This is a genomic window from Gilvibacter sp. CC01 (assembly GCF_055755295.1).
Map to the genome: position 1 here is coordinate 510,841 of NZ_CM146909.1, position 12,557 is coordinate 523,397.

A 12,557-nucleotide genomic window follows, 5' to 3' on the forward strand; every position below is an offset into this window, starting at 1 on the left:
AAATAATAGACCTCCCTAGATCTCTAAGCTTCCCTTTCCTTCTCGAATAAGTTCAGGTTCGCCAGAAGTAAGATCTATGATCGTGCTAGCAACATTTCCTCCGTAGCCACCATCGATGACCAGATCTACCAAATCTTGCCACTTCTCATAGATAAGTTCCGGATCTGTAGTGTACTCGATGATCTCATCCTCATCACGTATAGAAGTAGAAATAATAGGATGCCCAAGCTGATCCACTATAGCCTGAACAATAGCATTGTCTGGAACGCGTATCCCTATTTCTTTCTTTTTTCTAAAGGCTGTAGGCAGATTATTACCTGCCGGCAAGATAAAGGTATAAGGACCTGGCAGGGAGCGCTTCAAGATCTTAAAGGTACTGTTGTCTATCTGTTTGACAAAATCAGACAGATGACTCAAATCCTTACAAACAAAAGAGAAATTGGCTTTCTCTAGTTTAAGGCCTTTTAGTCTGGCCACCTTTTCTAAGGCAGCCTTGTTGTTTATATCACAACCTAAGGCATATACCGTATCCGAAGGGTAGATCACTAGGCCGCCATTGCGAATGATCGCTACGGCCTTTGAAACCTGTTTCGGATTCGGATTTTCTGGATAAATCTTAAGAAATGTCGCCATGATCCAAGCATTTATTTAAAGTTAGCACAAAAAAATTCCGCAGCCAACTAAAAAAAATCTTAAACAAACTGTAATAAATTCTTAAATCGGGCGTCTTTTATTAAACGGTGATTCTAAAAGGTCATCTAAATTGCTAGGAACAAGATGTTGCGATCGCACTTTTTTATTTGGGTTTTCTTTGGTTTTATGCTGACCTTGGGCTGTTCTTCTGACGAACAACCACAAGACACAAACATGCAGGGGCAAAGCGACACCACTGTGCCGCTAGCCGCTGCGATCCAAACAGATGTCTCTTACGGCTCAGATCCGCAGCAGGTATATGATCTCTATTTGCCTGCGGGACGCAACAGTACAAAAACAAAAGTGCTGGTATTGGTTCACGGTGGCGGATGGGTTTCCGGAGACAAGCAAGACATGACTCCTTATATAAGTTGGATCCAAACTGAATTACCGCAGTATGCGATCATGAATATCAACTACGTACTTGCCGATGCCACTACTCCTGCCTTTCCGAATCAATTCTTAGATCTAAAGGCGGCATTGAATCAGGTTAAAGAACAAGCCAGTGAGCTTGGGGTATTGCCTGAGTTTGGTTTGATTGGCGTAAGTGCTGGAGCTCACATCTCCTTAATGACCGACTATGTCTATGACAATGAGGATCTGATAAAAATGGTATGCAGTATTGTTGGCCCTACCGATTTTACAGATCCTTTCTATAATGACAACCCAGAATTCCAGTTCTTACTCGCAGCCTTAACAGACGAATCTGCCTACGCTAGTGATACCGATTATGCAGAGGTCACAAGTCCGGTCTATCAAGTAAATAGTACAAGTGCTCCTACTATTATGTTCTACGGGAATACTGATCCCTTAGTCCCCATCACCAATGGTATAAATTTAGAGGCTGCATTGGCCAATGCGAACATTTCGCACAGCTTCACGATCTACGAAGGAGGTCATGGCGATGATTGGAGCCAAGCCAACTATCAAAACCTCCAATTTCAACTCTTTGACTATATCTCACAATACCTTGCGGTTAACCCATAATTTTTTAACAGGAATTTTCTGATTTGTTAATATTTTAAGCATTTTATCGATTATTTATGTTGTTTGTCGTATTTATATTACAAATATGACTAATTTAGAGCCCCTAATCATTAGAACAACATACTTATGTCACACCCTAAAAATCTGATCCTGTTTGTTCTAACCGCGATTTTTATTTTAACTGGGTATTCACCTTTAAATTCTGGCTTTGAAGGATACAAAGAATTAAGCCCAAAATCCATCTCCCAAATGGATGATTTTGCCGGACGCTCTGTTGTATTTTCTGATATCAGTTATGGAACTGGTGAACATCAGACCTACGACATCTATTTACCTGTTAACCGAGATCACAGAAAAACTAGAGTAGTTATCTTACTTCACGGTGGAGGCTGGACCAACGGCGACAAGATCAACCTGAACGATATGGTAGCTACCCTTTTGGAGCGCATGCCCGATGTAGCTATTGTAAATATGAACTACACCTTGGCTGATGCAGAGAATTTTGCCTTTCCAACACAGTTTTTGGATGTCGGTATGGTGATCGATCATGTGAGCATGCTTTCGGACAGTTTTCAGATCCTGCCAGAGTTTGGCATTGTAGGTCGTAGCGCCGGAGGTCACATAGGCCTTATGTATGACAGTGTTTTCGATAAAGAGAACAAGGTTAAGTTCGTAACTAGCATTGCTGGCCCTACGGATTTTACCGATCCTTACCTCAACAGAGCAGATAACTTTGAAGACCTATTAGGAATACTTGTAGATCCTGAAACTTATGGTGAGGATCCTCTTGTGACCTTAAGTCCTTTACACAATATCAATATATTTACTTCACCGCGCCTGCTGATCTACGGACAGGACGACAAAAAGGTACCGATGAGTAACGGTATCAATTATTCCAGTGCTTTAGAAGAGGCAGGTATTCAGATGCGATTCAAAGAATTTGATGCCGGACATTCCAACAGCTGGGACGATACGCAATGGAACGAGACGTACGACCAGATCGAAAAGTATGTAGGCCTTTTTCTAAGATAATTGTTTGCCCTATATCTGCATTAGGACAAAAGCTTGAGCTTCGCAAAGCGCAGCAATAGCTTTTTGAGTCCGCCGTGCTCAAATCGTATCTCGGCCTTGGTATCTCCTCCTACTCCTTCGAGTTTTAGGACTTCACCTTTGCCAAACTTAATATGTTCCACTAAAGAACCCACTTGAACCTCGGACGCACTAAGATGCGTTCCGGGGTTTGCGGTGGCTCTGCTTACCGGCTTTAATCTTCGTAATTTTTCTAACTGCTCTTGAGAAGGTCCTTTAGGAGGAGAACCCGCTGTAGGTTTTCTGAGTCGGAGCTTACTTTTATCAACTTCCCCGAAAATATCAGCATCGATCAGTGGTTTGTACCTGTGCTCGGTGATCGGCGTTAGGTATTCCATATACTGATCGTCTATCTCTTCTATAAAACGACTGGGTTCCGCATCGATGAGTTTACCCCAACGATAGCGCGATTGGGTGTAGGTCAAAAAGGCTTGTTTCTCTGCTCGAGTTACAGCGACATAGAACAAGCGGCGCTCTTCCTCTAATTCGGCTCGCGTATTCATGCTCATTCCACTTGGGAACAATTCCTCTTCCATCCCAACAATATAGACGTAAGGAAACTCCAGGCCTTTGGCTAAGTGAACCGTCATTAAAGACACCCTGTCTTCATTAGAAGTATCTTGATCAAGATCTGTAGCTAAGGCTACATCTTCTAAGAATTCATTGAGTGACCCGGTAGCGTCTGCCAATTCCTTTTGCTCTTCTACAAAATCACGGATACCGTTGAGCAACTCCTCCACATTCTCAATTCGAGCAATACCTTCTGGAGTCCCATCTTTTTTAAGCTCCTGAACTAGTCCGGTCTTTTTGGTAACATGTTCGGTGATCTGAAAGGCGTCATAGGACTCATTCAAAACCTGAAAACTGCGTATCATTGTACAGAAATCCAAAAGCTTTTGCTGGGTGCCTTTATTGATCTTCAATTCCAACTTTTCGATGTTCTCCATCACTTCGAACATGGAGCGGTTGTAGTGGTTCGCCGCTACAATTAGACGATCAATAGTGGTCTGCCCTATTCCACGAGCCGGATAGTTGATAACCCGTTTTAGGGATTCTTCATCCTTCGGATTCAGGATGAGGCGCAAATAGGCCAATACATCCTTGATCTCTTTACGCTGATAGAAACTCAACCCTCCGTAAATGCGATAAGGAATGTCCTTTTTTCGCAAAGCATCTTCCATGGCTCGCGATTGAGCATTGGTGCGATAAAGAATTGCAAAATCTCTATTGGCGAGTTGTTGCTGCATCTTGTTCTCAAAAATGGAACTCGCCACAAACCGTCCTTCATCACCGTCTGTCATGGTTCGATTTACCTTGATCTTAGGGCCATCCTCATTGGCTGTCCATACGGTCTTTTCGAGTTTGGTCTTGTTCTTATCTATAATGCTGTTTGCAGCTTCTACGATATTCTTGGTAGAGCGGTAATTCTGTTCCAAACGATAAACCTTGACATCCTCATAGTCTTTTTGGAAGTTGAGAATGTTGTTGATATTTGCACCTCTAAAGGCGTAAATACTTTGCGCATCATCTCCTACCACACAAATATTTTGAAAACGATCTGACAATGCTCTAACGATCAAATACTGGCTGTGGTTGGTATCTTGATACTCATCTACCAGGATGTATCTAAATCTATCTTGATATTTGGCAAGCACTTCTGGAAAGCGCGTGAGCAGTTCATTGGTGCGCAATAAAAGATCGTCAAAATCCATAGCTCCAGCCTTAAAGCATTTGTCTACATAGGCCCTGTAAATCTCTCCCAAGCGCGGCATTTTGGCCATGGCATCGGCTTCTTGTAACTCCGGATTCTGAAAGTAAGCCTTTACTGTGATCAGGCTGTTCTTATAACTGCTGATGCGATTGTAGACCTGCTTATATTTATAGATATCCTTGTCGAGCTGCATCTCTTTTATGATGCTGCGGATCACACTCTGAGAATCTTGGGTGTCATAAATGGTGAAATTAGACGGATACCCCAACTTGTCTGCTTCAAAGCGCAAGATCTTGGCAAAGATGGAGTGAAAGGTTCCCATCCAGAGGTTTTTAGCCTCACTAGCTCCTACGATTTTGGCAATACGAGATTTCATCTCTCGCGCAGCCTTATTGGTAAAGGTTAGCGCCAGGATATTGAAAGGGTCTAACCCTTGTTGCATCAAATAAGCAATTCGAAAGGTCAATACTCGGGTCTTGCCCGAACCAGCACCGGCAATAACGATCATAGCCCCGTCCTTTTGCAGTACGGGAGCCCGCTGTGCCTCGTTCAATTCATTTAAAAAATCTTGCAAAATGCTCGCTTTGGAAGTCTCGATTTCAGAGTCGTGAAAATAGACATTTAAGGGCAGAAATTTGGTTCAAAAGCTCAATATTTATGAACATTAAAGTGTAGAATACCCGACTCCTATATTGCTTCTTGCCATGCTTTTGGTAGTTCTTGAATATGCGTATATTTAAAAACCTAATTAAAACAATGAAATTACTGCTTACCGCTTTTTTGTTCAGCTCGCTTATAGGTTATTCCCAGAATGCTCGTATTCAGGGAACAGTCATCGAGAATTACGGAGCGATCTTTGATGTTCCCAACCTAGACATTCCTTTAAATACAACCGATACTTTTAAGGTCTTATTCGATCTTAGGGGAGCGCCAGATGATCCAGGACAATTAAGCGCTTACATCAATACTGTTGCCCGTTTTCTCAATATGCATGTCGCCGCCGGTAAAGATAGGTCTCAGTTAGAAGTTGCGGCTGTATTTCACGGGAATGCAAGCTACAGCTTGCTTAAAAATCAATTCTACAAGGAGAAGTTCGGCGTGGACAATCCAAATCTAGGACTTATCCAAGCCTTGCAAGCTGCCGATGTGGATATTATTCTCTGCGGACAATCTGCAGGAAGCAGAAATCTCAGTGATTCACGTCGTATTCCGGGTGTTCAAATGGCATTGTCTACTATGACTGCAATGATCCAGCTCCAACAAGAAGGTTATACCATTATAAATTTCAATTAAAATATGTACCGACACCTTTGTCTCGTTTTAGCCTTTATGACCCTGGGCTGGTCTCAGGCGCAAGAAGTGAACGAAAAACTCATGCTGGATGCCGAATCCATTGAAAGTAAAGTGATTCAATGGCGCAGAGAGATCCATCAGAATCCAGAGCTCAGCAACCGAGAATTTAAAACAGCCGCTAAGATCGCGGCCCATTTAAAAAGTCTTGGTCTGGAAGTTCAAACAAGGGTCGGTAAAACTGGTGTTATCGGTATTCTCAAAGGAGATCAACCTGGAAAAGTAATTGCTTTACGCGCAGATATTGATGCCCTTCCCGTTACCGAACGCAACGATCTTGCTTTTAAGAGCACAGTTACCACTACCTTTTTAGGCACAGAAACAGGCGTTATGCACGCTTGCGGCCACGACACACACACAGCCATACTCATGGGAGTGGCAGAGGTTTTAGCAGCCAATAAAGACCTACTTAAAGGAACGGTAAAATTCATTTTCCAACCTGCTGAAGAAGGCCCTCCTCCGGGTGAAGAAGGCGGCGCCAAACTTTTGATCAAAGAAGGAGTGCTTAAAAACCCCGATGTGGATGCCATTTTTGGACTGCACATCAACTCGGCCACTCCTGTGGGCACCATTAGATACAAACCGGGAGGCACTATGGCAGCAGTAGAACGCTTCGTGGTAAAGGTCAATGGAAAACAGACCCATGGTTCCCAACCTTGGAGCGGTGTTGACCCTATCTATATTGCAGCCAAGATCGTAGATGGCTACCAAAGTATTATCAGTAGAGAGTCGCGCCTGATCGATGAGGCAGCGGTGATCTCCGTAGGTAAAATAACAGCCGGCGTGCGCTTTAATATCATTCCAGAATCCGCAGAAATGATCGGTACGGTCCGCACCCTTGACCCAGACATGAAAGCCTTGATAGTACGTCGCATGACAGAAATGACAGAAACCATAGCCAAAGCCTATGGTGGAACAGCGAGTATTGAGTTTCAGAACTTCACTTCTATCACTTTTAATGATCTGGCCTTGACCAATCAGGTGCTGCCAAGTTTACAAGCAGTGGCCGGAGCAGATCAAGTAGAGCTGGTAAAGGCGACCACAGGAGGAGAAGATTTTTCTTTTTATCAAGAAGAGGTGCCTGGCTTTTATTTCTTTTTAGGCGGAATGACTCAAGGTAACACAGAGGCATTCCCGCACCATACACCTGACTTTAAAATTGACGATTCAGGCTTACTCCTTGGCGTTAAGGCCTTTTTACAATTAACTGTTGACTATTTAAACACACCATAAGATGCGTAAATTAATTCTTGTAGCCATCGCAGCGATCGCTACCCTGCCTGTCGTTGGACAGGCCAATTTGGATGCTGATATTGCCAATATTGAATCCAAAGTGATCGAATGGAGGCGCTACTTCCACCAGAATCCGGAGCTATCCAATAGAGAATACAATACTGCAAAGAAGATCGCAGCACACTTAAAATCTCTTGGAATGGAGGTTCAAACAGACATTGCTTTGACAGGTGTAGTCGGTATCCTGAAAGGAAATCGCCCTGGGAAGGTCTTAGCTTTACGCGCAGATATAGATGCTCTTCCCGTAACCGAGCGCAACGATCTGGACTTTAAAAGTACTGTTACCACTACCTTTAGAGGTGTAGAGACGGGAGTTATGCACGCCTGTGGCCACGACACACACATCGCTATCTTAATGGGCGTTGCAGAGGTTTTGAGTAAGAACAATGACTTTGCCGGAACCATCAAGTTTATCTTTCAACCTGCAGAAGAAGGTGCTCCTCCGGGAGAAGAAGGTGGTGCGGAACTTATGGTGAAAGAAGGCGTGTTGAAGAATCCAGATGTAGATGCTATCTTTGGTTTACACATCTCTTCGCAACAACCTGTTGGCCTTATCACTTACAAACCTGGCGGTATAATGGCGGCAGCACAAAGCTTTGAGATTACTGTAAAAGGCAAGCAAACACACGGTTCTCAACCTTGGGGTGGTGTGGACCCGATCATGGCTGCTGTTAAGATCATAGACGGTTTACAAACCATTATTTCTAGAGAATCTCCACTTACCCAAGAGGCTGCCGTGCTTTCTATTGGTAAAATCACGGGCGGAGTCCGCAGTAATATCATTCCAGAAGAAGTTCAAATTGTCGGAACGCTTAGAACCTTAGACAAGAACATGCAGGCCTACATCAACAAACGTATGGAAGAAATGGTACCTGCCATTGCTGCAGCTTATCGTGCAGAAGCCAGTATTCAGATCGCTAAGGGTTACCCTATCACGTATAACGATCCGGCTTTAACGGCTCAGATGCTGCCTTCATTGCAAGCGGCTGCTGGAGCTTCTAAAGTTGTTGAAACCAAAGCTGTTACCGGAGCTGAAGACTTCTCATTCTTTGCACAAGAGGTTCCAGGACTTTATTTCTTTTTGGGCGGACGGGCTCCAGGCGGGGCCGAAGCGTTTCCGCATCACACGCCTGATTTTAAGATCGACGAATCCGGAATGCTCTTAGGAGTGAAAGCATTTATTCAACTCAGCATGGATTATCTGAACAACTAAACCATGGACGCAATTTTGGACTTTTTAGGCACAATGCCTTGGTGGGCTTGGCTACTTGTCGTGTTTGGTTTTATTGCGCTGCGCGATATATTCCAACGCAAGCACACCATAAGTCACAACTTCCCCATTGTTGGGCATATTCGCTATATGCTGGAAAGCATTGGCCCAGAACTACGCCAGTATTTGGTGGCCAACAACAGAGAGGAGTTGCCCTTTAATCGCATTGAGCGCGGCTGGATCTATGCCTCTGCCAAAAAAGAGAACAATTACGAAGGCTTCGGAACCGATAGAGACATTTACCAGTTTCAACATGTGTTTATAAACAATGCGATGATACCCTACAAACTCAGTCCAGATCATCCGAATACGCTAGACAAATGCTTTTTGCCCTGCGCCAAGGTAATGGGACAACACAACAAGCGCAAGCGACCGTACAGACCTGCCTCCATCATTAATATCAGTGCCATGAGCTTTGGATCGCTTTCTGCCAAGGCGATCGAATCTTTGAATATTGGAGCTGCAAAGGCCCAGGCCTATCACAATACCGGCGAGGGCGGCCTCTCCCCGTACCATCAGAAAGGGGCGGATGTGGTCTTTCATTTTGGCACCGGGTACTTTGGAGTTCGAAACCCGGACGGTACCTTCTCCATGGAAAAAATGAGGCAATTGGTGGCAGATAATCCGCAGATTCGGGCCATAGAGGTAAAACTCTCCCAAGGGGCTAAACCCGGAAAAGGCGGCGTATTACCCGGGAAAAAGATCACCAAAGAGATCGCTGCAATACGCGGGGTTGAGGTAGGCAAAGACGTACTGTCTCCTCCAACACATTCTGCCTTTTCAACAGTTCCAGAACTTCTAGATTTTATAGAGGACATAGCAGATAACACGGGGCTTCCTGTCGGAATCAAAGCCGCTATTGGTAAGTTGGATCAATGGGAAGAGTTAGCTCGAGAAATGAAACAACGCGGCACAGGGCCTGACTTTATTAGTGTAGACGGTGGTGAAGGCGGCACCGGCGCAGCGCCCCCAAGTTTTGCCGACCATGTATCACTACCTTGGGTATACGGGTTTGCGGATCTTTACAAACTGTTTCTAAACCATGGACTCACAGACAGAATTGTCTTTGTGGGGAGCGGCAAACTGGGTTTTCCGGCCAAAGGAGCAATGGCCTTTGCCTTGGGTGTAGACATAATCAACGTTGCCCGAGAGGCCATGATGAGCATTGGCTGCATACAGGCACAGATCTGTCACACCAATCGCTGTCCGGCTGGCGTGGCCACCCAATCCAAATGGTTACAAAACGGAATTGATATTCCGCTCAAATCGGACCGATTGAATCAGTACTTCAAAACCTTTAGAAAAGAGCTCATAGAGATCACCCATGCCGCAGGTTACGAACACCCATGTCAATTCACTATGGGAGATGTAGAAATGAACATGGACGATAAGCACTTGTCGCAAGACATGCGCGCTACGTTTAAATACAAAAAACAACCCGTACCTTTTGAAAGTATGCAGAAATTGAAAGAATGCATACATTTGGGAGGAACCTACCAAACATCAAACTAGAACTATGGAAATCGAACAGGTATTAGGATATGTCGCCTACTTACTTCCGGCCATCTTGGTTGGAATTGTCGCTTATTACTTTTTCAAAGGTCACACGGCTAACGAAGAAGGTCGCCGTCGTTATCTGATCCAGCAAGAAGCGCAAAAGAACACCATTCCAATGCGTTTACAAGCCTACGAACGCTTGACCTTGTTTTTGGAGCGCATAGACCCCAACCGACTCCTAACGCGCATTAAACCCGTAGGAGATAGCCTGGAGAACTACGAGAGCCTATTGATCCGTAATATTGAACAGGAGTTCGACCACAATATCTCTCAGCAGATCTATGTCTCTCAAGAGTGTTGGAATTTGATCAATGCCGCCAAGAATGCAACCATTCACGTTATCCGTCAAGGCGTGATGCACGAAAAAGACGGATCTCCAGACAATTTACGTCAGTATTTGTTGACCAACTTCATGGACGACGTTACCCCTTCTCAAAAAGCGCTCGCTTACATTAGAAAAGAGGTGGCGGAATTATTCTAGTACACTGCGAAGGTACTGCTGCTGCTTTAGTGGCAAAGCGGGTAAAATTTCTTTCAAGTTCGAGACAGACAATGGATTATCCATTTGTCTTTTCAGCAATTCTCTGGCACCAGAGCGGAATCGCCAATTGGGGTGTACACAAGCGTCTACCAAGGACAACAGCACCGATTCGTTTACAATTTGAATCTCCGTGAGATAGTTTAAAGCCAACTCCCTTGTCTCAAAACTGTAATTCGCTGTCGCATAGCTCATTAGTTCCTTGATGAACTCCCGTTTCTGATCTTGCTTGTAATTTGGAGTCACAATGGCCAAAGTAAGCCAAAGCTGTCTGATGTTCATTTCCTTAAAACCTAGGGCGGAGGCCATTCGGTCCAGGTATTTAGATCGATCTTGTGGGAAGCTGCTCCACAGTCTGTACAAGGCCATTTCTTGAGTCACATAAGATTCATCACCTAAAAGTTCCTCAAAATCACTTTTAATAGCAAAAGGAATACTACTTAGACTTTGGGCTACAGCTTGTCTAACCAGAAGCTGTTCATCGGCTAAAGCGGCCGTATATAATGGCAAACTTAAGTTCATAGACTCTCCGGAAAGTTGAAAGACGGCCTCTTGCCCCAAATAATCATTGGAACTACCAATGGCTGCTGCTAAGGTGCTTTGTTTGGCCTTTAGTGGCTGTTTTCGCAGAGCTTCTAAGCTCAAGTACGATTTTATAAATTCGGACTGCGTTAAATAATCTAAGGCCCAAGCAGACTTGAAGGAACTTTGGTCTATCCACTGCTTGCGAAACTCCGTCATATCCTTGCCGGTTATCTGGGTAACTACTGCAAAGAAATCGTCTAAGGTCGCATTATTAAAAGCGTAACGCTCCAAATAAGCTTTGATCGCTCGATCAAAGTCAAAAGTACCCAGCAACTCATCCAAAGCAATTAAAGCCCAAGTACCTTTCTCGTAAAAAGTGAGCGAACTCGCCTTAGGGTTGGACAAGGCCTCCCCTTTTCCGCTGTCACTTCTGCTGCGGAGTTGTTCTGCGGTATTGAAGAGTTTCCAGTAGTAATAATCATCTCCAAAGAGTTCCCGCTCTGCCAATAAGGCGTAATAGCTTGCAAAACCTTCGTGCAGCCAATGATCTGCCGCAGATACCTCTGTGACGTAATTTCCGAACCATTGATGCGCCAACTCATGCGCATTCACGTTGACATAATTCTTATCATTAAAGCCTATACTATCCACCACAAAGGCCGACGAAAAGACAGTGGCTGTAGTGTTCTCCATGCCGGCGTATAGAAAATCGCGCACAGGTACTTGCTTGTAGTTTGGCCAGGGATAAGGCACGCCTATCTTGCGTTCCAGAAAATCGAAGATCTCTTTGGTGTAGCGATAGGTAGGTTCTATATAGGCTTCATCACCTTTTAAATAATAATTCTCTAAAGGAATTCCAGAACTTGAATTCAGTTCTTGTTTGTCATACTTTCCAACAGCGATCATTACCAAATAACTCGACATAGGTGTTTCCATATCAAAGTGCCAATGAGAAATACTCTCATCATCTTCCTTATCAGTTAATCTACCGTTTGATATGGCGACATAGTCAGCGGGTAATGGTATTGACAAATCGAATTCGATCTTCTCGGTCATATCATCAATACTCGGCAACCAATAACTCGTGTACTTTCCTTGGCCTTGAGTCCACATCTGATCTCCAAAAAAGTAAAGCGTTTGTTTTGGTTTTACCTCGTAATTAATATAGAAGTTGTAGGTGTTACCCCCCTCGAATTCTCCCGTTATCCAAATTTTGTGTTGGTCATCTGCATAATTGATTCCTTTTGATGTATACAGATCAATGAGTTTATCAATGTGAGCATTTAAATAAATGGAGTCCGTCCTCTTAATTACTTTTACCTCATAACGAACAGCACCGTGAATGCTTTGTTGTTTAAAGTCAGGCGTAATCACGGCTTCTACCCTGAGAAAGTCAACATCGGGCTGATTTTGTCCTAAACAGTGCAACCCAAAAAAAAGAAAACTAAAAAAAATCACTAGACGCATAGATTGCAAATTACATGAAAAGCAACAATAATGTGGAATGCCAATAGTAAACATTAACAATCCCACGAACTTTTTAA

Annotated in this window: 10 protein-coding genes; 7 read left to right on the top strand and 3 right to left on the bottom strand. The window is 44.0% G+C overall.

The window, feature by feature from the left end:
- Window positions 1-15: 15 nt before the first annotated feature.
- The gene (locus tag AC0J2F_RS02420) at window positions 16-633 is read right to left on the bottom strand and encodes an L-threonylcarbamoyladenylate synthase (RefSeq protein ID WP_473008514.1); all 618 of its coding nucleotides are present in this window, start codon (window positions 631-633) and stop codon (window positions 16-18) included.
- A 144-nt stretch (window positions 634-777) separates the two neighbouring features.
- On the opposite strand from AC0J2F_RS02420, the gene AC0J2F_RS02425 reads away from it, so the two are divergent.
- Window positions 778-1,680 (top strand): alpha/beta hydrolase fold domain-containing protein, encoded by a 903-nt coding sequence (locus AC0J2F_RS02425; protein ID WP_473008515.1) that lies wholly within the window; start codon window positions 778-780, stop codon window positions 1,678-1,680.
- A 249-nt stretch (window positions 1,681-1,929) separates the two neighbouring features.
- A complete protein-coding gene (locus AC0J2F_RS02430; protein WP_473008517.1) occupies window positions 1,930-2,712 on the top strand; it encodes an alpha/beta hydrolase in 783 nt (260 codons plus the stop codon).
- Between the two features lie 20 nt (window positions 2,713-2,732).
- Here AC0J2F_RS02430 and AC0J2F_RS02435 read toward each other — a convergent pair whose 3' ends face one another.
- Complete coding sequence (locus AC0J2F_RS02435; RefSeq protein WP_473008518.1) at window positions 2,733-5,054, bottom strand: ATP-dependent helicase; 2,322 nt, start codon at window positions 5,052-5,054, stop codon at window positions 2,733-2,735.
- Between the two features lie 182 nt (window positions 5,055-5,236).
- On the opposite strand from AC0J2F_RS02435, the gene AC0J2F_RS02440 reads away from it, so the two are divergent.
- The 5 genes from AC0J2F_RS02440 (at window position 5,237) to AC0J2F_RS02460 (ending at window position 10,431) form a co-directional block, all read left to right on the top strand.
- Window positions 5,237-5,773 (top strand): DsrE family protein, encoded by a 537-nt coding sequence (locus tag AC0J2F_RS02440; RefSeq protein ID WP_473008520.1) that lies wholly within the window; start codon window positions 5,237-5,239, stop codon window positions 5,771-5,773.
- Between the two features lie 81 nt (window positions 5,774-5,854).
- Window positions 5,855-7,063, top strand: coding sequence for an amidohydrolase (locus AC0J2F_RS02445; protein ID WP_473009355.1), 1,209 nt, complete (start codon window positions 5,855-5,857; stop codon window positions 7,061-7,063).
- Window position 7,064: 1 nt separating this feature from the next.
- Window positions 7,065-8,336, top strand: coding sequence for an amidohydrolase (locus AC0J2F_RS02450; protein WP_473008521.1), 1,272 nt, complete (start codon window positions 7,065-7,067; stop codon window positions 8,334-8,336).
- Window positions 8,337-8,339: 3 nt separating this feature from the next.
- Window positions 8,340-9,905: an FMN-binding glutamate synthase family protein gene (locus AC0J2F_RS02455; protein ID WP_473008523.1), complete on the top strand. Its 1,566-nt coding sequence runs from the start codon at window positions 8,340-8,342 to the stop codon at window positions 9,903-9,905.
- Window positions 9,906-9,909: 4 nt separating this feature from the next.
- Window positions 9,910-10,431 carry a DUF7935 family protein gene (locus tag AC0J2F_RS02460; RefSeq protein WP_374957263.1) on the top strand — a complete coding sequence of 174 codons (522 nt, stop codon included), beginning with the start codon at window positions 9,910-9,912 and terminating at the stop codon, window positions 10,429-10,431.
- Here the strand turns inward: AC0J2F_RS02460 and AC0J2F_RS02465 are convergent.
- Complete coding sequence (locus AC0J2F_RS02465) at window positions 10,423-12,480, bottom strand: M1 family metallopeptidase (protein WP_473008524.1); 2,058 nt, start codon at window positions 12,478-12,480, stop codon at window positions 10,423-10,425. The genes AC0J2F_RS02460 and AC0J2F_RS02465 overlap by 9 nt on opposite strands.
- Window positions 12,481-12,557 lie beyond the last annotated feature (77 nt).